This is a genomic window from Halomonas sp. OfavH-34-E (assembly GCF_024124525.1).
Lineage (GTDB): Bacteria > Pseudomonadota > Gammaproteobacteria > Pseudomonadales > Halomonadaceae > Halomonas > Halomonas litopenaei.
Map to the genome: position 1 here is coordinate 13,696 of NZ_JAMXRY010000050.1, position 23,686 is coordinate 37,381.

The window sequence follows — 23,686 nt, forward strand, 5'->3', positions numbered from 1 at the left end:
CGGGGAAGCCCGCCGGGGCGGGTGCCGACGTCTGTCGGCGCCCGCGTGGACGGCGGACTTGCCGGGTCAGTCCTGGTCGGTGTTGACTACCTCTGCCTCGCGGTCGAGCAGGTAGCGGGTCAGCAGGCCCACCGGGCGGCCTGTGGCACCCTTGGCGCTGCCGCTGTTCCAGGCGGTGCCGGCCACGTCCAGGTGCGCCCAGGGGAAGTCGGTGGCGAAGCGCGACAGGAAACAGCCGGCGGTGATGGTGCCCGCCGGGCGCCCGCCGATGTTGGCCAGGTCGGCGAAGTTGGAGTCCAGCTGCTCCTGGTACTCGTCCCACAGCGGCAGATGCCAGGCGCGATCCCAGGCGGTTTCGCCGGCGTCGAGAAGGTCCAGCGCCAGGTCGTCGTCGTTGGACATCAGGCCGGTGGCGTGGTGGCCGAGCGCAATGATGGCGGCACCGGTGAGGGTGGCGATGTCGACGACGCTGGCCGGCTCGAAGCGCTCGGCGTAGGTCAGGGCATCACACAGCACCAGGCGGCCCTCGGCGTCGGTGTTGAGCACCTCCACCGACAGCCCCTTCAGCGTCTTGATGATGTCGCCAGGCTTGGTCGCGCGACCGCTGGGCATGTTCTCGGCGGCGGCGACGATGGCGACCAGGTTGATCTTCGGCTTGATCGCCAGGATCGAGGCAACCGCGCCGAACACGCTGGCGGCGCCGCACATGTCGAACTTCATCTCGTCCATGCCGGCACCGGGCTTGAGCGAGATGCCGCCGGTGTCGAAGGTGATGCCCTTGCCGACGAGCACGTGCGGCGACTCGTTTTCGTCGTCCGCGCCTTGATAGCGCATCACGATCAGCCGCGACGGCTCGTCGCTGCCATGACCGACGGACAACAGCGAGTGCGCGCCGAGCTCCTCGAGGGCTGCCTCGTCGAGGATCTCGGTGGTCAGGGCGCCATCGGATTCGCTGGCCAGGCGCTCGGCCTCGCTGGCGAGGTAGCGCGGCGTGCAGACGTTGCCTGGCAGGTTGCCGAGCTGGCGGGCCAGGTTGATGCCCTGGCCAACGGCGGCACCCTGGCGGGCGCCTTCGCTGGCCGCGTTCTGGTCTTCGCCCTCACTGAGCAGGATCGACACCGTCTTGAGGCTGGGAGCCGGGCCACTGTCTTGCTTGAAGTCGGTGAAGCGGTAGCTGGCGCGCAGTGCGCTCTCGGCGATCTTGTGGGCCTTCCAGCCGGCGTCGCGATCCTCGACGGGCACGTCGGTGAGGGCTACCGAGACTTCGTCCACGGTCAGCTGACCGAGGCTCGCGAAGGCGGCGTCCACGGCCTTGCAGAAGGCGCCTTCGTGGCACTTGTCGCGCTCGCCGAAGCCGACCAGCAGCAGGCGGTCGGCGCACAGCCCAGGCGCAAAGGGCACCAGCTGGACGTTGCCGAGCTTGGCGTTGAAATCGCCACGCTCGATCAACTGTCCGATCAGACGCTCGCTGGCGTCGTCGAGCTTGGCGGCGGCAGGAGTAAGTTCACCGTCCTTGAACACCGGGATGACCAGGCAAGCGGTCTCGATCTTGACCGGGTTGGCCGTCTTTACAGGGAATTCCATGCTGACTCCACAAGACAAGTGTGGGGGGATTCTGGATAATGCCGGCACGATGCCGAGTCCATCCAGTGTACCCAAGGCCCCCGGGGTTTGCATGATCACCGTGGCCGCAGCGACCGATCGGGTAGAGACATCGATCAGGGACCTATACTGGATCAGGGACGACCGGTGAGGACGACCGAGAGCAGGAGCGCGCATTGATCATATTCCGTTACCTCACCCGCGAGATTCTGCTGACCATGTCGGCGGTGGCCGGGGTGCTGCTGCTGGTGATCATGGGCAGTCGGTTTATCCGCTATTTTGCCAACGCCGCCGAAGGCGAGATCCCGGCGAACATCCTCGGTTCGCTGATGCTCTATCACATGCCGGGCTTTCTCGAGCTGATCCTGCCGCTGGCGTTCTTTCTCGGAATTCTGCTGGCCTACGGCCAGCTCTACCTCAACAGCGAGATCACCGTGCTGGTGGCCTGCGGCACCAGCCCCAACCGCTTGCTGACGGTCAGCCTGGTGCCCGCCGCCCTGGTGGCACTGCTGGTCGGGATATTCAGCCTGTGGCTGACCCCCGCCGGTGCCTTGCACAACGAACTGGTGCTGGAAGAACAGCGCAGCAAGCTCGACTTCTCGGCGCTGGCGCCAGGGCGTTTTCAGGAGTTCGGCAGTGGGCGCATCGCTTATGCAAGCGATGTGTCCGAGGACGGCGAGCGCATGCAGGAGGTGTTCATCAGCGAACGCCAGAAGCGCAGTGATGGCTCGCCCGAGAGCGTGGTGACCCGGGCGACCCAGGGCTACCAGTCGGTGGATCCGGACACTGGCAGTCGCTATCTGGTGCTGGAAGACGGTGAACGCTATAGCGCAGAGGCCGGTCGCGCCGACGCCGAGCGGCTCGAGTTCGGTACCTACGCTGTGCGTCTGGCGCGGGCGGTGGAGGCGGTCGAGACCGACTCGGCGGAGTTTGCCACCACCACGACCCTGCTGAATGACGCTTCGCCCGAGGCCAGGGCCCAGTTGCAGTGGCGACTCGGCGCTCCCCTGATGGTGTTCGTGCTGACCCTGCTGGCCCAGCCGCTGTCCCGGGTCAATCCACGCCAGGGCCGCTTTGCCAAGCTGCTGCCGGCGATCTTTCTGTACGTGGCCTACCTGAGTCTGCTGCTGGCGGCCATGGACGCCATCGGCAGCGGCAGCCTGCCTGCCGTCATCGGCATGTGGCCGATCCACGCAGGCTTCCTGATCCTCGGCCTGGGACTGGCCTTCAATGCCCAACGCAAGGGAATGAGCGGATGATTCTCGATCGCCTGGACGGCTACATCGCCCGCAACGTCCTCGCTGCCATTCTGGTAGTGCAGGTGGTGCTGCTGGGCCTGGACCTGATCATCACCTATATCGATGACCTCGGAGACATCGAAGGCGGCTATGGTGCCTTCGAGGTCTTCCTGTTTCTGTGCATGCGCCTGCCCTGGCGCTTTTATCAGTATGCCCCGGTAGGCGTGCTGATCGGCGCCCTGATCGGACTCGGTAGCATGGCTTCCAACAACGAGCTGACGGTGATGCGGGCGGCGGGACGGTCGCTGGCGCGCATCGTCTGGGGGGTGATGAAGCCGATCATCCTGGTGGTGGTGATCGTGCTGACGGTGGCAGAGTTCGTCAGCCCCAGAACCGAGCAGTTCGCCCACGCCTGGAAGGTGCAGCAGATGCAGGGCGAGGGCGCGGTGGTCACCGAACGCGGTGGCTGGCAGCGCGAGGGCGACGACTTCTATCGCTTTGGTGCGATTCGCGCCGACGACACCGTGCTGGATCTGACCCGCTACGAATTCGACGGCCACCGGCTGGATTCGGTAACCACTGCCAGGCGTGCGGTGTGGCAGGGCGACTTCTGGGAGTTGCAGCAGGTCGAGACGACCCGCTTTGCCGATGACCGCACCGAGGTCGACAAGGTGGCTAGCCTGCGCTGGGACACCAGCCTGTCGCCGACTCAGCTGTCGCGTCTGCTGCGCGACGTGGAGACCCAGGCACCGAGCGAGCTGTGGGCCTACGCCGACTATCTGGACGAGCAGGGCCTGGAGGCCACCCAGCCGCTTCTGTACTTCTGGCAGAAGATGCTGATGCCCCTGACCATGGCCTCGCTGGTGCTGGTGGCGGCGTCCTTCGTGTTCGGCCCGCTGCGCACCGTGGCCGCCGGGACGAGGGTATTCTACGGGGTCATCACCGGGCTGGTGTTCAAGTACCTGCAGGATCTGCTGGCACCGGCCTCCACGGTATTCGGCTTTTCGCCGGCTTGGGCGGTGCTGGCCCCCACACTCGTGTGCGCCCTACTGGGACTTCACCTATTGAGGCGGTCGGGGTGAAGGGCGGCATGCCTGGCGCCGGCTTGGGCACTCTCGATCGACCCGGCCCCAACGTTAGCGCGCGCCTTGCCGAGACTTCACCTGCTGAGCAAACCCAATGACACGACGTTTTCCCCATCTCGATGATGTCTGGCCCGCAGGGCTGGGCCGGCGTCTGGGCGCCATGTTCTACGACAGCTTTCTGTTGCTGGCCATCTGGATCGCGATCACCACCTTGCACGTGCTGGTGGTGCGCAAGCTGCTGGGCCTGGCCCCGGAAGAGGTGGGGGCAGGCGTTTGGCAGGTGCTCAGCCTGCGACTGCTGCTGGTGGTCGCGGCCTTTGCCTTTTTTGCCTTCTTCTGGCGCCGCGGGGGCATGACCCTGGGGATGCAGGCCTGGCGCCTGCGCGTCCAGACCCTCGACGGCGGGCCCATCAGCCTGCGTCAGACCATGCTGCGCTTCGCCGTGGGAGCGTTTTCCTTCGTGCCGCTGGGGCTGGGCCACTGGTGGGTGCTGTTCGACGCAGAACGGCGCAGCTGGGCGGATCTGGCGTCTGGCACTCAGGTGGTAGTGCTGCCGAAGGCGGCGAAGCGATAACCCTGCAACGAGCGCTTACGCAAGACTCCTGAACAGGGCAGCTTACCCCTCAGCCCGACTCGAGCGTCTGCCATCGACCCTTCACCCTCTGCAGCGCCCGGCCGACGTTCTCACTGAGATGCTGCTCGGCCCCTCCCCATCCAGCCTGCACGAGTCGCTCCCCTCTGTTTCGTTCCTGGTTTTCTGGATGCTGTCGATTGCCTGTCGATTGGCTGTCGGCAGGGGCAGCGCTTGAGCTGAGTCATGTAAATTCAAATCTTTAGCTAAAGTAAATACGAATTACTCTTGAAAAGGTTGCGTGTCGCTATGGGAATCATTTACATTGGCTATAGTGATTCAGGAGAGATGGCGATGTACGTATGCCTGTGCAAAGGGGTCAGTGACCGACAGATTCGTCAGAGCGTCGATGACGGCGCGCGTAGCTGGCGTCAGGTTCAGCGTGAGACCGGTTGTGGCACCCAGTGCGGCAAATGTGCCTGTGTGGGCAAGCAGATCACCCGTGACGCCATCCAGGAAGCGTCGAGTCTGGAAGTCGAAGCGCTGGCCTATGCGGTATAGCCTCGGTCGTCGGTACGCTCTTGCGCTACTTCCTTTGCGGTAGTCTTTTGAATTAGCAATCGATATCGTTGTAGTTGCGGTTTTCAAGATTCTGATTTTATTGAGTTTTTTCATGGATGCCCTATACTGCTTCTTGACGGGAGCTGGTAGGGCATTGCTTGTCGTGCCAGTGTGTCTGTAGCCCCGCGTCTGTTGCCCTGTGAAGGCGTGCGAGGCCAAGGAGAGACGTCGCCTCTGCGGCGTCCGATGCAAGACGGTTCGATCAACGACGACTGGCCACGGCCGGTCGGCAATCACCGGCAAGCACAAGTCCGGCAAGCACTGAGGAGTTTTCCATGAAAGGCGATCCCAAGGTCATCGAGCATCTCAACAAGGTGCTGGGCAACGAGTTGGTGGCCATCAATCAGTACTTCCTGCACGCCAAGATGTACAAGGACTGGGGCCTGGCCCGGCTGGCCAAGTGGGAGTACGACGAGTCCATCGAAGAGATGAAGCACGCCGACATTCTGATCGAGCGGATCCTCTTTCTCGAAGGCATCCCCAACCTGCAGGACCTCGGCAAGCTGCATATCGGCGAGGACACCCGCGAGATGCTCGAGGCCGACCTGGCCGCGGAGCATACCGGGCGTGACGACCTGATCGAAGCCATCACCTACTGCGAGCAGGTGCGGGACTACGTCAGCCGTGACCTGTTCCAGAAGATCCTCGACGACGAGGAAGAGCACATCGACATCATCGAGACCGAGCTGGGTCTGATGGACAAGGTCGGCTTGCAGGCGTATCTGCAGACGCAAATGCAAAAGGCCGGCGGCGAAGAGTGATTTAGCGCTGGCGCATTGCATCGACAGCGCCCAGGCAAGCAAAAGGGGAAGCCAGCGGCTTCCCCTTTTTGCGTCTGCGTGTTCCGTTGCCTGCGTGCTGGCCAGGTCGTGTGGACTTGTGTCTCCGGGCTGGCGCTGTTGGACCAGCGTTATCGAACTGGCAGCGTCGGACCGACGACATGGATCCGGGCGCCGTCAGGGCCTGCTAGGCGCTGTCGGAAAAGTCGACGAGCGATGGTTAGACAAGGCAAAAATCGGTGAGAAAGCGCAGTTTACGGGGTGTAAATGAGCATTTTGACCGGGCTGGCGCACCAGCCGATTTTTAACGCCGTATTACCGAGCGCAGACAGTTTTCAGACAAGCCCTAGAACGCCTTCTCGAGGGCAAAGCGTGGAGTGGTGACACCTTCGACGTCGACGCTCTCGCAGAACATCTCAAGCGGGCGCACCCACAGGCCGTAGTCGCCGTAGAGCGCGCGGTACACCACCAGGGCCTCTTCGCTCTCGCTGTGGTGGGCGACGCCGGTCACCTCGTAGAGCGGGCCCTTGTAGTGGCGATAGATGCCGGGCACCGGAAGGGGGGATTGCGGGGTTGTCATGGTCGGTTCCTTGTCTGGCTCATTTTACCCGGGTCAGTCTGGCCAGCGCCCGCGAGGCGGCGACAAAGCCGAAGCTGCCGGTGACAAAGGTGGCGGCGCCGAAGCCGCTCTCGCAGTCCAGGCGCGTGGACTCGCCGGCACCAGGCTTGGTGTGGCAGACCTCACCGTCCTGGCCGGGGTAGACCAGCTGCTCGTCGGAGTAGACGCACTCGACGCTAAAGCGGCGCTTGGGGTTGCGCGAAAAGCCATGGTCGCGGCGCAGGCGCGAGCGCACCTTGGCAAGCAGGGGGTCATGCTCCGTGCGGGTCAGGTCGGCCACCTTGATCCGGGTGGGGTCGGTCTGGCCGCCGGCGGCACCGGTGACTGTCAGCGGCAGCTTGCGGCGCTTGCACCAGGCGATCAGTGCGGCCTTGGCCACCACGCTGTCGATGGCGTCGATCAGATGATCGGCGTCCTCGGGAATGCGTTCGGCGAGATTGGTCGGGGTGGCGAAGGCGACATCGGCGACGACCTCGATGCCGGGGTGGATGGCCCGGCAGCGCTCGGCCAGCACTTCCACCTTGGGCCGCCCGATGGTGCCGTCGAGGGCGTGAAGCTGACGATTGACGTTGGATACGCAGACGTCGTCGAGGTCGATCAGGGTCAGCTTGCCGACGCCGCTTCTGGCCAGCGCCTCCACCGCCCAGCTGCCGACACCGCCGACCCCGACCACCACCACGTGGGCTTGCGCCAGACGGGCGCTGGCGGTGGTGCCGTAGAGACGGCGAATACCACCAAAGCGCAGGTCATAGTCGTTGTCGCTGGGGTCAGTGCTCATCAGGAATCTCGCTGGGTCGTTGCGGTCACGTTGGCGTTGGTGGTGCTGACTGGCCGGGGCAGGTGGGCGCGCCAGCCGAAACGGTCGAACAGCCGCGTCATGCAGGCGTCCAGTGGGCAGCACAGCGCCATCGGGGTGCGATGGCGAGGGTGCTCGAACTCGAGCGAGGTCGCCGCCAGCAGCAGCCGATCGCAGTCCAGGCTTTCGCGAAAGAAGCGGTTGTGATTGCCCTTGCCGTGCTTGGCGTCACCGATAATCGGGTAGCCGATGCCGGACAGATGGCGGCGTATCTGGTGGCGCCGGCCGGTCAGCGGGCGGGCTTCCATCAGCGAGTAGCGAACCTGGGGGTAGCGGTCGATACGTACCGGCAGCTCTACGCTGTCGAGTCGACGCACCTCGGTGATCGCGGGCATCGCCGGCATCTCGGCCTTGGGCCGGCTACCGTCTTCCTCGCGCAGTGCCCGGTCGATGCGCTCGGTCTCGGGGCCGATGCCGCGCACCACCGCCAGGTAACGCTTGGTCACCTGGCGCTCGGTGAAGGCCTCGGCCAGCCGCCGGGCCATGTCCGAGGACAGCGCGAACACCATGACCCCCGAGGTAGGCCGGTCGAGCCGATGCACCGGGTAGACCCGCTGGCCCAACTGGTCGCGCAGGCGCTGCAGCAGGAATTCGCGCTCGCCACGGGCCAGCGCGCTGCGATGCACCAGCAGCCCTGACGGCTTGTGCACCGCCACCAGATCGTCGTCCTGGTAGAGAATGGGCAAGGGCAGGGACATCGCGGCGATACCTATGGCGTGAATGCGGGCTCGAGGCGCGCTATTGTCGCCATGTTGCGGCGATCTGTCATCCGGATTGCGACGACTCCGTGAGTCGAGGGGCATCTCTGGCTACGGCTTTGGTCTATGATGAGCCCCGACAATCGGTGAGGGAGCAGGCTATGACCCGAGGGATAGGGATGCTGCGCTGGTGCAGGGACTGGGCACCGGTCCTCAAGGTACTGTCGGTACTTTGGCTGGTGCTGGCGCTGTTCATGCTGCTGCCCTGGGGGGTGCTGGTATGGGAAGGCGACGCCGACGCGCCGGCCTTCGCTCGTTCCCTGCTGGTGGTGCTGGCCACGGTGCTGATGTGCTGGTGGCTGACCTGGCGGATACCGGTGGCGCTCAAGACCCAGCAGATGTTCGTGCTGACCACCCTGAGCTGGGTCAGTATCAGCGGTTTCGCCAGCCTGCCGCTGGTGCTTGGCGCGCCCCATCTGTCGCTGACCAATGCGGTGTTCGAGTCGGTCTCGGCGATCACCACCACCGGCTCCACCATCCTCACCGATATCGACCAGCTGTCCGATGGTCTCAAGCTGTGGCGGGGTTTGATGCAGTGGCTCGGCGGCATCGGCATCATCGTCATGGGCATCGCCATCCTGCCGTTTCTCAAGGTCGGCGGCATGCGCCTTTTTCAGACCGAATCCTCGGACTGGTCGGACAAGGTGATGCCGCGCACCGGCGGCATCGCCAAGGCCACGCTCGGCATCTACGCCCTGGGCACCCTGGTGGCGATTCTGGCCTACGGTATCGGCGGCATGGCACCGGTAGACGCGGTGGTGCACGCCATGAGCTCGGTGTCGACCGGCGGCTTCGCCAACTCTGACGCCTCCTTCGGGGCCTACGCCGACCAGCCGCATCTGTTGTGGATGGGCACCTTGTTCATGTTGCTTGGCGCCTTGCCCTTCGTGCTCTACATCCGCTTTCTGCGCGGCTCGCCGCTGGCCTTGTGGCGCGACGAGCAGGTCCGTGGGCTGGTGTGGCTACTGCTGGTGGTGACGCTGATCCTCAGCTTCTATCGGGTATGGCGAGGCGAGGCGATGTTCGATGCCCTGACTCACACCGCCTTCAACGTGGTCTCGGTGGTGACCACCACCGGCTACGCCAGCGACGACTACAGCCAGTGGGGCCCGTTCGCCGCCATGGCGTTCTTCTATCTGACCTTTGTCGGTGGCTGCAGTGGTTCGACCAGCGGAGGCATGAAGATCTTTCGCTTCCAGGTGGCGATCAAGATGCTGCTGAGCCAGCTGCGCTTCTTGATCCACACCCATGGGGTCTTCGTCTCTCGCTACAACGGTGCGCCGCTGTCCGATGAGATCAGCCGGGGCGTGGTGGCCTTCTCCTTCTTCTTCTTTCTGACCATCGCCGGCCTCGCCCTGGCCCTCGCCATGCTGGGCCTCGATCTGGTCACGGCACTGACCGGGGCGGCCACGGCGGTGGCCAACGTCGGGCCAGGACTTGGCGATATCATCGGCCCAGCCGGCAACTTTTCCACCCTGCCCGACGCCGCCAAGTGGCTGTTGTGTGTGGGCATGCTGATGGGCCGCCTGGAAATCCTGACCGTGCTGGTACTGTTGACCCCGATGTTCTGGCGCAAATAGGTCTTTGGCGGCGGTGGGGGAGGTGATCGATGGCGTAGTGTGCCGGGTTGGACAGACGGCTTGGCGGCTGCCATGTTGCACGGCAACATGACAGTCGACATTGGTCGTCTCGCCGAAGGTGGCGGCGGCGGTCATTCTGAGCTGACGCCCGTCGGGAGCCCCGTGATGAAACTGTCCCCTGCCTATCGCATCGCCGCCACTATCCTGCATGGATTCGACGAGTACCGCTCGCGCTTCAAGCAGATCACCCTGGACGCCAATCGACGCTTTCGCGACGCCGCCTGGCGCGAGGCCCAGCAGGCCTCGGCGGAGCGGATCAACCTCTATCAGGAGAAGGTCGACGAGACCCTGGGGCGCCTGCAGCGCACCTTTGACGAGGACATCCTGACCCACTGCGAGTGCTGGCGTGAGGCCAAGGGGCACTATGTCGAGCTGATCGGTCAGCGACTCGACTACGAGCTGGCCGAGACCTACTTCAATTCGCTGTTCTGCTCGATCTTTCATCACCGCCACATCCGCGATGACTGGATGTTCGTCAACTCCTCCAGGGACGCCGCGTCACACCACTCGGGCATCGAGCTGTGCCGACACATCGCGGTGGAGGGGGACTGGTCAAGGGCCATCGCCGAGGCGCTGGAGGGGGCCGAACTGGGCATGGAGTTCATCGACCTGGGCCACTGCGGACATCTGGCGCGTGACTTTCTGGTCGAGCACCTGCCGCAAGGGCTGGCGGACGGCACGGACACCGAAATCGAACTGCTGAAGAGCGTCTTCTACCGCAACAAGGGCGCCTACCTGGTCGGCCGCATCCACCGCGATGGCGAGCAGGTGCCGCTGGTGCTGCCGGTGCTCCACGAGGAGGGCAAGGGGCTGCACCTGGATACGGTGCTGATCGAGCCCGACGAGGTGTCGATCATCTTCTCCTTCACCCGGGTCTACTTCCAGGTCGATGCCACTGTGCCCCGTGAGTTCGTGGCCTACCTGCACATGCTGATGCCGGACAAGCCGATCAGCGAACTCTACGCTGCCATCGGCTTCTTCAAGCACGGCAAGACCGAGTTCTTCCGCGCCCTGAACCAGCAGATCGCGCGGCGCGAGGACAAGTTCATCATCGCCCCCGGGGTGCGCGGCATGGTGATGGCGGTGTTCGTGCTGCCGTCACACCGCACCGTGTTCAAGATCATCAAGGACCGCTTCGACCCGTCCAAGGCGATGAGTCGCGACAACGTGCGCGAGAAGTACGGCCTGGTCAAGCGCCATGACCGGGTCGGCCGGATGGCCGATACCCAGGAGTTTTCCTACCTGGTGTCGCGCAAGGACCACTTCGATCCCGAATGCCTGGAACATCTGCTGGAAGTGGCGCCGAGCAACGTCTACCTGAAGGACGACAAGGTCATCATCAAGCACTGCTACACCGAGCGCATGATGACCCCGCTGAATCTGTATCTGGAACAGTGTGACGAGACCGAGACCCGTGCGGTGCTCAAGGACTACGGCAATGCCATCAAGCAGATGGCGGCGGCCAACATCTTCCCCGGCGACATGCTGCTGAAGAACTTCGGGGTGACCCGCCACGGGCGGGTGATCTTCTACGACTACGACGAGGTGAGTTATCTCACCGAGTGCAACTTCCGGCATATCCCGGAGCCCCTGTATCCCGAGCAGGAGCTGGCCGACGAACCCTGGTACTCGGTGGGGCCCAATGATATTTTCCCCGAGGAATTTGGGCCCTTCCTGTTCGCCAATGTGCAGTTGCGCAAGCTGTTCTTCGAACTGCATCCGGAGCTTTTCGATGCCGACTACTGGAAGAGCCTGCAGGCGGCGATCACCGACGGTCAGGTGATCGACGTCTACCCTTATCGCAACAAGCAGCGCTTCGCCTCGGACCCCGGGGGCCTGACCTACTGAGTCCGAGGCGGCGCTGATTCAGACTCTCAAAGCTGTGGAGCGAGTTCATGTCCAAGGCCCCCCACCTGGTGGTGCTGACCGGCGCCGGCATCAGCGCCGAGAGCGGAATCCAGACCTTCCGTGCCGCCGATGGCCTGTGGGCGGATCATCCCATCGAGGACGTCGCCACCCCCGAGGGCTGGGCACGAGACCCGCAGCGCGTGCTGAGCTTCTATGACGCCCGTCGGGACCAGGTACGTGGCGCGCGTCCCAACGCCGCCCACCGGGCGTTGGCTAACCTCGAGGCGCGTGGCTTCGAGGTCAGCATCGTCACCCAGAACATCGACGATCTGCACGAGCGAGCGGGCTCCCGTCGGGTGCTGCACCTGCATGGCGAGATCATGATGGCGCGCTCCTCGGTAGACGAACGCATGCGCTATCCGCTGGGGCGTCGCAATATCGCCATGGGCGACGTCTGTGACCGTGGCAGCCAGCTGCGCCCGGACGTGGTCTGGTTTGGCGAGGCGGTGCCGGCCTATCAGGACGCCTGCGAGATCGTCGCCGAGGCGGACCTGTTGCTGGTGGTCGGCACTTCGCTGGCGGTGATGCCGGCGGCGGCCCTGATCAACGAACTGCCCTTCGATGCCGACTGCGTGCTGGTGGACCCCGACGAATCGCTCAGGGTGCCTGCTGGCGTTGCCCGGCTGGTGATGCCGGCAGGTGAGGGCGTGCCCGCCCTGACCCGTCACTGGCAGCGTGAAGGTCGACTGTTCATGCCGCAATTGGGCTAGGCCCGGGCGATGGTGGCGCCGTCGAGCGGGTTTTCTAGAGAGCCGTCGAACGGGTTGTCTATAGAGCCGTTGATTGGGTTGTCTAGAGCGCCATCGAACGGGTGGTAGATAGAGCGGTCTTTCGCGTGGCTTGCCTGACGCAGGCAATGGGGCGTGGTAGATTGGGCGCCCTTTGCCGCAGCCTGCATCCCGCCCATGTGTGACTCTCGTTTCGCCGATTCCGCCCCCTCCCAGCAAGACGCCCGCTCCGAAGATTCCGGCTCGACTCAGGAAGCTTCAACTACCGAGGAGGCGTCCGCCGATCGCCATCCGGGTGAGCCGAGCGCTGTCGGGGATCCGCACCTCGGCGAGAGCCCGAGCCTCGACAGGGACCCTGCCACCGGTCATCCGCGTCCCCCGCGACGAGAGTTCAAGGCGCGCGGCAGTTTCGTCACCCGTTGCGCCGGCTGCAACCTGCCTGAACTCAACTGCCTGTGTCCCTATCAGGCCAAGGCCGACTCTCGGGTCCAGGTGTGGCTGATCACCCATCCGCTGGAGCACCACAAGCCGACCAACACCGGCCGTCTGATCGCCGACGTGCTGGCGCCCACCCGAGTCTTCACCTGGTATCGCACCACGCCCGATGAAAAGCTGCTGGCGCTCCTGGCCGACGAGCGTTACGCCCCCTTCGTGGTATTCCCCGACGACCAGCCCGACTACGCCGACCGCGTGGTCGAGGTGGAGGCGGTCCGGCGAGTCCCCCGGGAGCGCATCCCGGTGCTGATCCTGCTCGACGGCACCTGGCGTCAGGCGCGGCGGATCTTTCGCAAGAGCCCCTACCTGGAACGCCTGCCGGTACTGCCGTTGAGAACCGATCGACTGACGCGTTATCGGTTGCGCAAGCCGGCCTCCCAGGCGCATCTGTGCACCGCCGAGGTGGCCGCCGAGCTATTGCGTCAGAGCGGCGAGGAAGACGCCGCTTCGGTGCTCGACGATTACTTCGACGTCTTCAACGACAGCTACGCCGCCAGTCGGCGCTACCACAAGATCGAGACGCCAAGCCCGGCCATGCGCAGGTTGGCCGCCCGGCGAGGGTGAGAGGGCGTGGTCAGGCATCGAGGCGAGGCGACGACAACGCCAGGATCGGTGTCGGTATACGCATAACTATGCCGTATTGAGCGGGTTTTTTCGGACCTGTCGGTATAGAACTACATTCCCTATCCACGACTGCTGGCTTGTGGTGTCGCGAATATCCTAGTTCGCCCGGGCTTTTTCTGGGAGACGCTCTTCTTTTGACACAGTTTCGTCAATCTGTGCGGCTTGGCGCACGAGGAGCGTTATGGATTTTCGTAGGCGTTTTCACCCCTGCCGACCTCTCCCGGGAGATCGCTGTCCATCGCTGGCGGTGGATGGTGATGCCGCATTTTCCGTGGCGACGCTGGAGCGTCGCTTGGAAAAGGACCGTACCCGGGTCGTCCACAGTGCCAGCCTGCGTCGATTGCAGCTGCTGCCCCAGCAGGGCGCGGTGCTGGCCCACGCAAGCCAGAGGCGACTGCTGTCGGCCTCGCTGGAGCGACAGCAGATGGGGCGCCGGATCGTGCAGATGGTCTATCGCAAGCTGGGCAAGCGGGCGGGTGACTGTGGCCTCGATGGTCTGGAAGACGCCTTCATCTGTCTGGTCGAGGTGGGCAGCCTGCTGCGTGATATCGGTCGACCTCCCTTTGGCCAGGCCGGAGAACTTGCGCTCTGCGGTTGGTTCGACAGCCATATGTCGGCCCTGGGAGGCCGCCAGCTGCCGCTGGCCAAGGACGATATCCAGGGCGCGGCCCTGCTCAACGAGCTGTGTCGGTTCGACGCCCAGGCCCAGGCGCTCCGCACCATCGGCAAGCAGGAGGGGATCTCGCTGACCCATGTCCAGGGCGCGGTGCTGCTGGGGGAGCAGGCGGTGTGGCGCGAAGTGGGCGACGATGGCCGTGGCCGCCAGGGCTACTGCTATCGTGCCGAGAGCGACCAGGAGACGGCCATGCGTGGTGTCCTGGGGCTGGGCCAGGATCATCGCCATCCGGCCAGCTACGTAGTGGATGCCGCCGAGGTCATTGCACGGACCCTGTCTCGTCTGGAGGCGGTGGTGGAGCGGGGGTTGATCGACCCGACATCCCTGGTGGCATCGCTCAAACAGGCCTATGTGGAGGGGCTGGCCCGCCAGGGAGAGCCCTGGGCGAGTCTGGAGGAGCGGCGCTTCTCGCGCCACGGAGTAGTACGCCGCTGGAGCCTCGGTGGCATGCTGGACTGGGCGCTGCGCCGCTATGAGCGGGACAACGTCGAGGAACTGGGGCGCTTCTTTCACTACCTGCGACTGGCGCTGGGGCGCACCCTGGTCAATCACGCCGCCGATGCCTTCGTGGCCCACCTGGAGAACATTCGGGAGGGACAGCCTCAGTTGAGGCTGCTGAGCGCGGAGGTCGGCTGTCGCGCTCTGCTCGAGGCCTTCGACAGCCTGGCCACTCGGGTCGAATATCGGGATCCGGAGCTGGAACGGCTGGAGCTCGAGGGCTACCGCACCTTATGTGGACTGCTCGATGCCGCCCTGCCGGCGTTGCGCCTGCCGGAAGCGGCCTTCGTGCGACTGCTGGACGAGGGCCATGGCGCCTCGCCGCGGCTGACGCTGTGGGTGAAGCGGTTGCCGCCCGGCGTGCTCAGGGTGTACCGCCAGGCCATGGCGCAGCCCTGGGAAGGGGCGAGCCGCGAGGTCTGGGAGGCCTACCATCGTGGACGCCTCGTGCATGACTGGATCTGCAGCATGACCGAATCATCGGCGCTGGAAGAGTACAGTCGCCTGCGTGTAGCCGGTCGTTCGCTGGCCTGACGGTCTGAAACTGTGGCGTCACCACCGGCCCGCCCAGCGTTGAAACGATGGGCCAGGGATGGCGTAGAGTTTCTGTCGACGATTCTGCACAGGCGAAGTCCCATGAGGCTGGCGACGGGTGGTCGGCGAAGCATCGTGTCGATGGCGATTTCCCGCGCGATACAGCACGACAATTACCGTTGGCGCCTGGCGGAAGGCAGCGACTGTGGCGAAGCGCCGCCGTCCAGCTAACGATCGATGAGATCGCCGTTCGCTGCCAGCGCGCGTGCATCCACTTCCCTGATACTCGAACAGCCACACATGGCGAGGCCCTGGTCCAGCTCTCGGCGCAGGATCGCCAGGCAGCGCTCGACGCCGGCTTCGCCCGCGTCGGCCAGTCCATACAGATAGGGACGGCCGATATGCACGGCGTCGGCGCCCAGGGCCAGCGCCCGAAGGATGTCCAGGCCGCTGCGAATCCCCCCATCCAGATGCACCTCGAGACGCTCGCCCACCGCCGCCACCACCTCGGGAAGCGCCGCGATGGTGGCCCTGGCGGCGTCCAGTTGGCGCCCCCCGTGGTTCGACACCACCACGGCGTCGGCCCCCTGCTCGGCGGCCTGGCGCGCCGAGTCCGCGTCCAGTACACCCTTGACGACCAGCGCGCCTGGCCAGCGGGCGCGGACCCAGCCCAGATCACTCCACCCCAGTGAGGGATCGAGCTGGTCGCCGAGCCAACTGGCGAGTGAGGCGATGCCGTCCGGGGCCGAGAGCGGTCCGCCCAGATTGCCCAGGGAAAAACGACGGCTGCGCAGGTGGCGCCACCACCAGCCGGGGTGACGGCCCAACCCCCAGGCGAGCTTGAGGGCGGTGGCCGGATCGGGCCTGACGTCGTGGCCGAGTCCCCGGTGGTGATCGGCCAGCAGCGGCATATCGATGGTCAGCACCAGTACACGGCAGCCGACGTTCAGGGCATCGTCCATCAGTCGCTCGCTGAGACCGCGATCCTTGAACACGAACAGCTGAAACCAGGGTGGGCGCGGGCAGTCCCGGGCGATATGCGCAAGGGGGGCGTTGGATAGGGTGGCGACGGTGTAGGGGACCCCGGCTCGCGCAGCGGCGCGTGCGGCCAGGCGTTCCCCGTCGGCCCAGGCCAGGCCGCCCAGGGCCACCGGCGAGAGCACCAGCGGCAGCGCGATATCTTCGCCCAGAATGCGAGTACCGAGGGTGCGCCGGCTGACGTCGGCCAGGCGCGGTGCCAGCGCCACTCGTGACATGGCCTGGAGGTTGGCGGCCAGCGCCTGCTCGGCGCCGGAGCCTCCTTCGATATAGTCGAAGACCAGCCGTGGGAGTCGCCGTCTCGCGCCTTGGCGAAGCGCCTCGATGGTGCTGCGGGTCATGGGGCCGACTCCGTTCAGCAGGCTGTTCCTTTGAGCATAGTCTAAGCGGGCTTCGGAGCCGGTTTCGATGGCGGGCTGGCGCGGACCCGGAGCGGGTTCGCGTTGATGGTAGGGGGCGTAGAAACGACACCGCCGCCCGAGGGGGCGGCAGTGCGTGGGTGCCGAACGAGGCGGCCGGGCTAGCCGAACAGACTGTCGGCGATACGAAAACCGGCGATCCAGGTGCCGGCGGCGGAGCCCAGGGTCGCCGTCAGAAACACCAGCAGGGTGCGCGAGACACGGTTCTTCCACCAGCCCTTCACCTGGGTAACGTCGTGACGCAGGGTGGAGAAGTCGCGCACCTTGGGCTTGCGCATGGCCAGTTCCACCCCGGCGGCGACGAAGCCCGCCCCGATGGTCGGATTGAGCGAGGTCAACGGGGCGGCGAACACGGTGGCGATCACCGTGACCGGGTGGGCCAGGGCCAACAGGGTGGCGCCCCCTGACAGCACGCCGTTGATCACGAACCATTCCACCACCAGCTGCCAGCCGAGCTCGGTGTTGCGCGAAAAGCCGATGGCGAAGCCGGTCAGTACCAGGGCAGTGATCAGCCAGGGCAGCATCTTCCACACCTTCGACGGCGGCCGGGTGGCCTCCAGCGCGGCGATTTCCTCGGCCGGGTCCTCGGCAGGCGGGCCTTCCAGATGCTCGGCCATGCCCTTGAGGTGGCCGGCGCCGATCACCACCAGCACCCGCTTGAACTTGCCAGGTGGGCACTGCTGGGCCAGGCGCATGACCATGTAGCGATCGCGCTCGCTGATCAAGGGGGTGAACAGCGACTGCGACTCGGCAGCGAATTCGCTGAAGGTGGATTCCAGCACGTCGCCCTGCTTGAGCCGCTCGACCTCCTCGGCGGAGACTTCCTGGCGCGACAGCACGCTGCCGAGCAGGCCCGACAGCAGGCTAAAGCGCTGCCACCAGGGCACGTTCTGGTAGATCCGCTTGAGCGTCAGACCCACGTCCCGGTCGATCAGCAGCAGCGGAAGCTCGTGGCGCTGACTGGCCTCCAGGGCAGCGCGCATCTCGGCACCGGGCTCGATGCCGGACTGCTCGGCGATGCGCTGCTGGAAGGCGCCGAGGGCCAGGTTGGCGGCGACCATGCCGGCCTTGCCCTGACGAAAAATCTGGAACAGGTCCTGGTCACCCAGGGCGTCGGGATTGGCCAGGTTGCTGTGGCGGGCGTCGCACAGCTCGATGGCGACGGCGTCGAAGTCGCCGGAATCGATCAGGTCGCGCACCTCGTCGGCGCTCTCGGCGCTGACGTGGGCGGTGCCCAGCAGGGTAAAGGTGGTGTCGCCGACGCGGAGGTCACGTCGGGGGCCGCCTCGGGTCTCGGGCCGCTCGGCCAGCGCAATGTCGTCGATCTCGCTCATGGGGCTCGGGGCCTTGAGAATGTGAAGGATCGATTATCCATGAACGAGGAGGGCAGGCCAAACCCTGGCCTGCCCTCGAGCTGACATTGTCCGGCGTTCAGTCCTGATAGGCGCCAGCGGAATAGGTCAGTTCGTAGCTGTGCGAGTAGATCTCGAGGATGTTGCCGAACGGATCTTCCATGTAGATCATCCGGTAGGGCTTCTCGCCGGGATAGTACTCGCGCACCTTGGGCATGCGCTTCTTGCCGCCGGCGGCGACGATGCGCTCGGCCAGGCCCTCGACGTCGGGATCCTGGACGCAGAAGTGGAACACGCCGGTCTTCCAGTACTCGAAGTTGTTCTCCGGGTCCTCGTGGTTGGCGAACTCGAACAGCTCCACGCCGACCCGGTCACCGGTGGACAGGTGGGCGATACGGAAACTGCCCCAGCCAGGACCGAAGACGTCGGTGCACATCTCGCCGATGGCGGAGTCGTCTTCCTCGATGGTGGTCGGCGCCATGATCTGGTACCAGCCCAGCACCTGGGTGTAGAACGCCACCGCGGCCTCCACATCCGGCACCGAGATGCCGATATGGGAGAAGCTGCGGGGATAACTGTTTGAAGAGTTGGCGGGAGCGTCGTGGTTGGCGTTTGCCAAGGCGTCTTGCTGGCTCATGGAGTGTCACCTCTTGATGCAGGAATGATGAGCACAGTCTGGGCCGGGATCGCTATAATGAAAATCGACGCGACGTTATGGTGATGATAATAGATGCTTATGGCAAATCCGCTCTGGCTACGCTCGTTTCAGGCGTTGGTGGAGCAGGGCAACTTTACCCGCGCCGCCGAGCGCCTTGATCTGACCCAGGCGGCGGTCAGCCAGCATATCCAGCGCCTGGAGGCCGAGCTGGGACTGTTGTTCATTCGCCGGCCTCGGCGGCTCGAGCTGACCCCGGCAGGCCACGCCCTGCTGGACTATCTGAACGAACGTGAACGGGTCGATCAGCGCCTTACCCAGCGCCTGGCCGGTGATCTGGACGATCATGGCGAGATCAGCCTGATGACACCAGGGAGTATCGGGCTTGCGATCTACCCGCGTCTGCTGGCGTTGCAGAAGCGCGCGCCGGGGCTGGCGATTCGCCATCGCTTCGGTCCGACGCGGGAGATCGTCGAGGCCGTCATCGACGGCAAGGTGGAGATGGGGCTGGTGGGCGAGCGTCCCGACGACGCCAGTCTGACGGTCAGCGAGTTTGCCACCGAGGCGCTGGAACTGGTGGTACCGGCCGACACCCGTGTCGAGACGTTCGATGAGCTGATGGCGCTGGGCTTTATCGACCATCCGGATGGCAAGGCCCTGGCCACCCGTCTGCTCAGTCGGCGTTTTCCGGGCTCACCGGGCTACGCCCGCTGGCCGCGCAGCGGCTTTACCAATCAGATTGGCCTGATCCTGGCGCCGGTGGCCCAGGGGCTGGGCTTCAGCGTGTTGCCACGCTTTGCCCGGGAGGCCTTCGAGGACCAGCACGCCATCCGTGTGGTCGAGGGCGCCCCCGAGGTCAGCGATACCCTCTACCTGATCCAGCGCGCCGAGTGGCCACTGTCGGCCCGGGCACAGCGGGCGCTTTCGGTGATGCGAGAGGCGGTGGCGGGTGCAGCCACGGGGCTTTAGCAGCCGGCGCTGATGCCGCCGTCCTGCGAGTTACTTGCGCCAGAAGGCCGGGGTAAACAACACCAGAACGGTAAAGATCTCCAGGCGCCCCATCAGCATCGCCATCACCAGGATCCACTTGGCCATGGTCGGCATGTCACCGTAGTGCAGACTGGCCTCGCCCAGCGCCGGCCCCAGATTGTTGAGCGCCGAGCCCACGGTGGACCAGGCGGTGACCTGGTCGACCCCGGTGGCCATCACCCCCACCAGCATCAGGAAGAACAGCAGCACATAGGCCGAGAAGAAGCCCCACACCGCCTGGGCGATGCCGTCGGGTACGCTGACCTTGCCGATCTTGACCGCGATCACCGCATTGGGGTGGATCAGGCGCATGATCTCGCGCATGCCCTGCTTGATGATCAGGATGATGCGGATGACCTTCATGCCGCCGCCGGTGGAGCCGGAGCTGGCGCCGACGAAGGCGGCGATGAACAGCAAAAGCGGCAGGGCGCCGGGCCAGGCGGAGAAGTCGGCCACCGAAAAGCCGGCGGTGGTGGCTACCGAGACCACCTCAAAGATGCCGTGGCGAAGTCCCACTGTGGTCTCTTCGGTACCGGTCAGCCACAGCACCACCACGGTGATGCTGGCCAGCCCCGTCAGGTACAGCAACAGAAAGCGCGCCTCGGAGTCTTCCCAGTAGTGGCCGATACGGCGTTCGCGCCAGGCCAGGAAGTGCAGGCTGAAACTGAGCGCGGAGATCAGCATGAAGACGATACAGATGGCCTCGATCACCGCGCTGTCGAAGTAGCCGATGCTGGCGTCGTGGGTCGAGAAACCGCCGATGGCCACGGTGGAAAAGCTGTGGCCCAGGGCGTCGAACCAGTCCATCCCGGCGGCCATGTAGGCCAGCATGCACACCACCGTCAGGGTGGCGTAGATGTACCACAGTGCCTTGGCGGTCTCGGTGATCCGCGGGGTCAGCTTGGAATCCTTGAGCGGCCCTGGTATCTCGGTACGGTACAGCGCCATGCCGCCGACCCCCAGGGTCGGCAGGATCGCCACCGCCAGCACCACGATGCCCATGCCACCGAGCCACTGCAGCTGCTGACGGTAGTAGAGGATCGCCTCGGGCAGGAAGTCGATGCCGGTGATCACCGTGGCACCGGTGGTGGTCAGCCCCGAGAACGATTCGAACACCGCGTCGGTGAACGACAGTGCGGTGCTGCCGGTGAGCATCAGCGGCAGCGAACCGAACAGCCCCAGCACCGTCCAGAACATGGCGGCGATCAAAAAGCCGTCGCGGGTGCGCAATTCCCGCCGGGCACGACGATTGGGCAGGAACATCAGCGCGCCGGTCAGCACGGTGATGGCGATGGCGATCAGAAAGGCGTCCCAGGTGCCGTCGCCGAACAACAGCGAGATGGCGATGGGCGGCACCATGGTCAGGCTGAACATCATCAGCAGCAGCCCGAGAATGCGCAGGATCATCCTCAGGCTCATGGCGTCCTGCCTCCTGGCTGACAGCAACAGGCGGGGGACATGTCGGGACGGGTCGTCGTCTCAAGCCCGGTCGGCATCGGACTCATGCGGCGGCTCTCCTTGGTATGGCGGCAGGGGCGAGGGGCGCGCCCATCAGAAAAAGGTCAATCCGACCTGGAACAGGCGTTCGACGTCACGGATCTTGCGCTTGTCGACCACGAACAGGATGACGTGGTCACCGCTCTCCACCACCACGTCGTCGTGGGCGATCAGCACTTCCTTGCCGCGCACCACCGCGCCAATGGTGGAGCCACCGGGCAGGTCGATGTCGCCGATGGCACGACCGACCACCCGGGAGGACTGGCTGTCGCCGTGGGCGATGGCCTCGATGGCCTCGGCAGCACCGCGGCGCAGCGAGTGGACGTTGACGATGTCACCGCGGCGCACATGGGTCAGCAGGCTGCCGATGGTGGCCTGCTGGGGCGAGATGGCGATGTCGATCTCGCCGCCCTGGACCAGATCCACGTAGGCGGCGTTGTTGATCAGGGTGAGTACCTTCTTGGCACCCATGCGCTTGGCCAGCATCGACGACATGATGTTGACCTCGTCGTCGTTGGTCAGCGCACAGAAGATGTCGCAGTCCTCGATGTTCTCCTCTTCCAGCAGGCGCTTGCTGGTCGCGCTGCCGTGCAGTACCACGGTGCGGTCGAGGCGTTCGGAGAGCTGGGTGCAGCGCTCGAGGCTGTGCTCGATCATCTTGACCTGGTGGCTGTGCTCGAGGTGTTCGGCCAGGCGCTCGCCGATGTTGCCGCCGCCGGCGATCACCACCCGGCGGAAGTCGCGATCCAGTCGCCTCAGCTCGCTCATCACCGCGCGGATATCGCGCCGGGCGGCGATGAAGAAGACCTCGTCGTCGGCCTCGATCACGGTGTCGCCACGCGGAATGATCGGACGGTTGCGCCGGTAGATGGCGGCCACCCGGGTGTCGACGCTGGGCATGTGACGGCGCAGGAAGCCGAGCTCCTGGCCGACCAGCGGACCGCCGTAGAAGGCCTTGACCGCCACCAGCTGGACCAGTCCACCGGCGAATTCCAGCACCTGCAGGGCGCCGGGGTGCTCGATCAACCGGCGAATATGGTCGGTGACCACCTGCTCGGGGCTGATCAGCACGTCGATGGGCACCGCCTCGTGGGCGAACAGTCCCTTGCGCGCCAGGTAGGCGGTGGCGCGCACTCGGGCAATCTTGGTCGGGGTACGAAACAGGGTATGGGCGACCTGACAGGCGATCATGTTGACCTCGTCGGAGTTGGTCACCGCGATCAGCATGTCGGCGTCTTCGCAGCCGGCCTGGCGTAGCACCATGGGGTAGGAGGCCGCCCCGGAGACGGTGCGGATGTCGAGCCGGGTATGCAGCTCGCGCAGGCGCTCACCGTCGGTGTCCACCACCGTGATGTCGTTCTCCTCGCGGGCCAGGTGCTCCGCCAGGGTGCCGCCAACCTGGCCGGCGCCGAGAATGATGATCTTCATCGTCGTCGTGTCCGAAGAGGGGTTCAGAGCCTATGGTGCGTTGCAGCATTGAGCCAGCATACCCGAGCTCTGAACAGTACAACAGGGCGGGAGAGTCCCGCCCTGTGCTGAAAGGAAACACCGCAGGACTTGTGCAATGCAAGTCCCGTGGGTCTCCGGGTCGAATCAGCCTCGGAGGTCAGTCGAGGGTGAAGCCGACCTTGACCGTGACCTGCCAGTGGGCCACCCGGCCATTCTCGATATGGCCGCGGGTATCGGTCACCTCGAACCAGCGCAGGTCATGCACGGTTTCCGAGGCCTTGGTGATGGCCCGCTGTACCGCATCTTCGATGCTGGTTTCCGAGGAACCGGTCAACTCGATCTGCTTGTAGACGTGTTGGCTCATACAGACTCCCTGTTGGAGAAGCATAGGTCACGGGCGGCCAGGCCGACGTCCTGGTCGGACTAGCGGCCCGCCTTCACCAGTCTGGCATAGAAGAAGCCGTCATGGCTGTCGACCTTCGGTAACAGTTGGCGTCCGGCCCCGGAAACCTGGCCCCAGGCGATGCCGTCGGGCATCTGCTCGCTGGCGTCCGGGGTGCGCGCGAGAAAGTCGCGGATCTGGTCGCGATTCTCTTCCGGCAGCACCGAGCAGGTGGCGTAGAGCAAGGTGCCGCCGGGCTTGAGCAGCGGCCACAGATTGTCGAGCAACGCGCGCTGAAGCAGGGCCAGCTGGGCAATGTCGCTGGGCCGACGCAGGCGCTTGATGTCGGGATGACGGCGGATGACGCCACTGCCGGAGCAGGGGGCGTCGAGCAGGATGGCGTCGAACGGGGTGCCGTCCCACCAGTCACGCTCGGTGGCGTCGCCCTGGGCCAGGGTCGCCGACAGGCCCAGACGAGTCAGGGTGTCTTCCACCCGTGCCAGGCGCGCGGCATCGGAGTCGATGGCGTGCAGGTCGACGTCGAACAGCTCGAGCAGGTGAGCGGTCTTGCCACCGGGGGCGCAGCAGGCGTCGAGCACGCGCGCACCCGGCCGCGGTGCCACCACCGGGCCA

The 23,686-nt window shown here is 65.2% G+C and carries 23 protein-coding genes; 11 read left to right on the forward strand and 12 right to left on the reverse strand.

What is annotated here, in order from left to right; all coding sequences use genetic code 11:
• Positions 1-66 precede the first annotated feature (66 nt).
• Positions 67-1,584 (reverse strand): leucyl aminopeptidase, encoded by a 1,518-nt coding sequence (locus NH448_RS18560; RefSeq protein WP_222515693.1) that lies wholly within the window; start codon positions 1,582-1,584, stop codon positions 67-69.
• A 194-nt stretch (positions 1,585-1,778) separates the two neighbouring features.
• On the opposite strand from NH448_RS18560, the gene lptF reads away from it, so the two are divergent.
• The 5 genes from lptF to bfr all read left to right on the forward strand — a co-directional run bounded on the left by lptF (position 1,779) and on the right by bfr (position 5,878).
• The gene (gene lptF, locus NH448_RS18565; RefSeq protein WP_222568259.1) at positions 1,779-2,861 is read left to right on the forward strand and encodes an LPS export ABC transporter permease LptF; all 1,083 of its coding nucleotides are present in this window, start codon (positions 1,779-1,781) and stop codon (positions 2,859-2,861) included.
• On the forward strand, positions 2,858-3,922 hold the full coding sequence (gene lptG, locus NH448_RS18570; protein ID WP_222515692.1) for an LPS export ABC transporter permease LptG: 1,065 nt from the start codon (positions 2,858-2,860) through the stop codon (positions 3,920-3,922). Before lptF ends, lptG begins: the two co-directional genes overlap by 4 nt.
• Positions 3,923-4,019: 97 nt before the next feature.
• Positions 4,020-4,499, forward strand: a complete 480-nt coding sequence (locus tag NH448_RS18575) for an RDD family protein (RefSeq protein ID WP_045994718.1) — start codon at positions 4,020-4,022, stop codon at positions 4,497-4,499.
• A 351-nt stretch (positions 4,500-4,850) separates the two neighbouring features.
• A complete protein-coding gene (locus NH448_RS18580) occupies positions 4,851-5,057 on the forward strand; it encodes a (2Fe-2S)-binding protein (protein ID WP_045994717.1) in 207 nt (68 codons plus the stop codon).
• 335 nt (positions 5,058-5,392) lie between these two features.
• Positions 5,393-5,878, forward strand: coding sequence for a bacterioferritin (gene bfr / locus NH448_RS18585; RefSeq protein WP_045994716.1), 486 nt, complete (start codon positions 5,393-5,395; stop codon positions 5,876-5,878).
• Between the two features lie 364 nt (positions 5,879-6,242).
• Here bfr and NH448_RS18590 read toward each other — a convergent pair whose 3' ends face one another.
• From NH448_RS18590 to NH448_RS18600, 3 genes are read right to left on the reverse strand one after another with little or no spacing between them, the layout of a single operon-like run.
• On the reverse strand, positions 6,243-6,476 hold the full coding sequence (locus tag NH448_RS18590) for a DUF1653 domain-containing protein (protein WP_045993070.1): 234 nt from the start codon (positions 6,474-6,476) through the stop codon (positions 6,243-6,245).
• Positions 6,477-6,495: 19 nt separating this feature from the next.
• Positions 6,496-7,293 carry a tRNA cyclic N6-threonylcarbamoyladenosine(37) synthase TcdA gene (gene tcdA / locus NH448_RS18595; protein WP_045993071.1) on the reverse strand — a complete coding sequence of 266 codons (798 nt, stop codon included), beginning with the start codon at positions 7,291-7,293 and terminating at the stop codon, positions 6,496-6,498.
• Positions 7,293-8,069: a pseudouridine synthase gene (locus NH448_RS18600; RefSeq protein WP_253029217.1), complete on the reverse strand. Its 777-nt coding sequence runs from the start codon at positions 8,067-8,069 to the stop codon at positions 7,293-7,295. The genes tcdA and NH448_RS18600 overlap by 1 nt, the downstream gene beginning before the upstream one ends.
• Positions 8,070-8,230: 161 nt before the next feature.
• On the opposite strand from NH448_RS18600, the gene NH448_RS18605 reads away from it, so the two are divergent.
• The 3 genes from NH448_RS18605 (at position 8,231) to NH448_RS18615 (ending at position 12,387) form a co-directional block, all read left to right on the forward strand.
• A complete protein-coding gene (locus tag NH448_RS18605; RefSeq protein WP_253029218.1) occupies positions 8,231-9,709 on the forward strand; it encodes a TrkH family potassium uptake protein in 1,479 nt (492 codons plus the stop codon).
• A 165-nt stretch (positions 9,710-9,874) separates the two neighbouring features.
• The gene (gene aceK, locus NH448_RS18610; RefSeq protein WP_108131228.1) at positions 9,875-11,617 is read left to right on the forward strand and encodes a bifunctional isocitrate dehydrogenase kinase/phosphatase; all 1,743 of its coding nucleotides are present in this window, start codon (positions 9,875-9,877) and stop codon (positions 11,615-11,617) included.
• Between the two features lie 47 nt (positions 11,618-11,664).
• Complete coding sequence (locus NH448_RS18615) at positions 11,665-12,387, forward strand: NAD-dependent deacylase (RefSeq protein WP_045993075.1); 723 nt, start codon at positions 11,665-11,667, stop codon at positions 12,385-12,387.
• Here the strand turns inward: NH448_RS18615 and NH448_RS18620 are convergent.
• Positions 12,384-12,584: a hypothetical protein gene (locus NH448_RS18620; protein ID WP_253029219.1), complete on the reverse strand. Its 201-nt coding sequence runs from the start codon at positions 12,582-12,584 to the stop codon at positions 12,384-12,386. The genes NH448_RS18615 and NH448_RS18620 overlap by 4 nt on opposite strands.
• Here NH448_RS18620 and NH448_RS18625 point away from each other — a divergent pair.
• Both NH448_RS18625 and NH448_RS18630 read left to right on the forward strand, forming a co-directional pair.
• Positions 12,583-13,464 (forward strand): DTW domain-containing protein, encoded by an 882-nt coding sequence (locus NH448_RS18625; protein WP_253029220.1) that lies wholly within the window; start codon positions 12,583-12,585, stop codon positions 13,462-13,464. The genes NH448_RS18620 and NH448_RS18625 overlap by 2 nt on opposite strands.
• A 352-nt stretch (positions 13,465-13,816) precedes the next feature.
• The gene (locus NH448_RS18630; protein ID WP_253029221.1) at positions 13,817-15,232 is read left to right on the forward strand and encodes a hypothetical protein; all 1,416 of its coding nucleotides are present in this window, start codon (positions 13,817-13,819) and stop codon (positions 15,230-15,232) included.
• A gap of 227 nt (positions 15,233-15,459) precedes the next feature.
• Here the strand turns inward: NH448_RS18630 and NH448_RS18635 are convergent, their stop codons facing one another.
• The 3 genes from NH448_RS18635 to NH448_RS18645 all read right to left on the reverse strand — a co-directional run bounded on the left by NH448_RS18635 (position 15,460) and on the right by NH448_RS18645 (position 18,678).
• The gene (locus tag NH448_RS18635) at positions 15,460-16,611 is read right to left on the reverse strand and encodes an alpha-hydroxy acid oxidase (RefSeq protein ID WP_253029222.1); all 1,152 of its coding nucleotides are present in this window, start codon (positions 16,609-16,611) and stop codon (positions 15,460-15,462) included.
• A gap of 179 nt (positions 16,612-16,790) precedes the next feature.
• Positions 16,791-18,023, reverse strand: a complete 1,233-nt coding sequence (locus NH448_RS18640) for a TraB/GumN family protein (protein ID WP_253029223.1) — start codon at positions 18,021-18,023, stop codon at positions 16,791-16,793.
• Positions 18,024-18,120: 97 nt separating this feature from the next.
• Positions 18,121-18,678, reverse strand: coding sequence for a lactoylglutathione lyase family protein (locus NH448_RS18645; RefSeq protein WP_108448510.1), 558 nt, complete (start codon positions 18,676-18,678; stop codon positions 18,121-18,123).
• 99 nt (positions 18,679-18,777) lie between these two features.
• On the opposite strand from NH448_RS18645, the gene NH448_RS18650 reads away from it, so the two are divergent.
• Positions 18,778-19,665, forward strand: a complete 888-nt coding sequence (locus NH448_RS18650) for a LysR family transcriptional regulator (protein WP_108448549.1) — start codon at positions 18,778-18,780, stop codon at positions 19,663-19,665.
• Positions 19,666-19,695: 30 nt separating this feature from the next.
• On the opposite strand, the gene NH448_RS18655 is transcribed toward NH448_RS18650, so the two are convergent.
• The 4 genes from NH448_RS18655 to NH448_RS18670 all read right to left on the reverse strand — a co-directional run.
• Positions 19,696-21,144 carry a TrkH family potassium uptake protein gene (locus tag NH448_RS18655; RefSeq protein WP_108448511.1) on the reverse strand — a complete coding sequence of 483 codons (1,449 nt, stop codon included), beginning with the start codon at positions 21,142-21,144 and terminating at the stop codon, positions 19,696-19,698.
• 132 nt (positions 21,145-21,276) lie between these two features.
• Positions 21,277-22,650 (reverse strand): Trk system potassium transporter TrkA, encoded by a 1,374-nt coding sequence (trkA, locus tag NH448_RS18660; RefSeq protein WP_045995220.1) that lies wholly within the window; start codon positions 22,648-22,650, stop codon positions 21,277-21,279.
• Between the two features lie 178 nt (positions 22,651-22,828).
• Positions 22,829-23,035, reverse strand: a complete 207-nt coding sequence (locus tag NH448_RS18665) for a dodecin (protein WP_045995219.1) — start codon at positions 23,033-23,035, stop codon at positions 22,829-22,831.
• Positions 23,036-23,094: 59 nt separating this feature from the next.
• On the reverse strand, positions 23,095-23,686 hold a 592-nt coding region (locus tag NH448_RS18670; RefSeq protein ID WP_253029224.1), incomplete at its 5' end, for a methyltransferase domain-containing protein.

Coding starts and splice junctions, on each gene's coding strand:
- NH448_RS18580 (WP_045994717.1), top strand. CDS start 4,851: ATGTACGTATGCCTGTGCAAAGGGGTCAGTGACCGACAGATTCGTCAG.
- NH448_RS18665 (WP_045995219.1), bottom strand. CDS start 23,035: ATGAGCCAACACGTCTACAAGCAGATCGAGTTGACCGGTTCCTCGGAA.
- NH448_RS18625 (WP_253029220.1), top strand. CDS start 12,583: ATGTGTGACTCTCGTTTCGCCGATTCCGCCCCCTCCCAGCAAGACGCC.
- trkA (WP_045995220.1), bottom strand. CDS start 22,650: ATGAAGATCATCATTCTCGGCGCCGGCCAGGTTGGCGGCACCCTGGCG.
- NH448_RS18615 (WP_045993075.1), top strand. CDS start 11,665: ATGTCCAAGGCCCCCCACCTGGTGGTGCTGACCGGCGCCGGCATCAGC.
- NH448_RS18645 (WP_108448510.1), bottom strand. CDS start 18,678: ATGAGCCAGCAAGACGCCTTGGCAAACGCCAACCACGACGCTCCCGCC.
- NH448_RS18600 (WP_253029217.1), bottom strand. CDS start 8,069: ATGTCCCTGCCCTTGCCCATTCTCTACCAGGACGACGATCTGGTGGCG.
- aceK (WP_108131228.1), top strand. CDS start 9,875: ATGAAACTGTCCCCTGCCTATCGCATCGCCGCCACTATCCTGCATGGA.
- NH448_RS18640 (WP_253029223.1), bottom strand. CDS start 18,023: ATGAGCGAGATCGACGACATTGCGCTGGCCGAGCGGCCCGAGACCCGA.
- NH448_RS18590 (WP_045993070.1), bottom strand. CDS start 6,476: ATGACAACCCCGCAATCCCCCCTTCCGGTGCCCGGCATCTATCGCCAC.
- NH448_RS18560 (WP_222515693.1), bottom strand. CDS start 1,584: ATGGAATTCCCTGTAAAGACGGCCAACCCGGTCAAGATCGAGACCGCT.
- NH448_RS18620 (WP_253029219.1), bottom strand. CDS start 12,584: ATGGGCGGGATGCAGGCTGCGGCAAAGGGCGCCCAATCTACCACGCCC.
- NH448_RS18655 (WP_108448511.1), bottom strand. CDS start 21,144: ATGAGCCTGAGGATGATCCTGCGCATTCTCGGGCTGCTGCTGATGATG.
- NH448_RS18575 (WP_045994718.1), top strand. CDS start 4,020: ATGACACGACGTTTTCCCCATCTCGATGATGTCTGGCCCGCAGGGCTG.
- tcdA (WP_045993071.1), bottom strand. CDS start 7,293: ATGAGCACTGACCCCAGCGACAACGACTATGACCTGCGCTTTGGTGGT.
- NH448_RS18605 (WP_253029218.1), top strand. CDS start 8,231: ATGACCCGAGGGATAGGGATGCTGCGCTGGTGCAGGGACTGGGCACCG.
- NH448_RS18635 (WP_253029222.1), bottom strand. CDS start 16,611: ATGACCCGCAGCACCATCGAGGCGCTTCGCCAAGGCGCGAGACGGCGA.
- NH448_RS18650 (WP_108448549.1), top strand. CDS start 18,778: ATGGCAAATCCGCTCTGGCTACGCTCGTTTCAGGCGTTGGTGGAGCAG.
- lptG (WP_222515692.1), top strand. CDS start 2,858: ATGATTCTCGATCGCCTGGACGGCTACATCGCCCGCAACGTCCTCGCT.
- bfr (WP_045994716.1), top strand. CDS start 5,393: ATGAAAGGCGATCCCAAGGTCATCGAGCATCTCAACAAGGTGCTGGGC.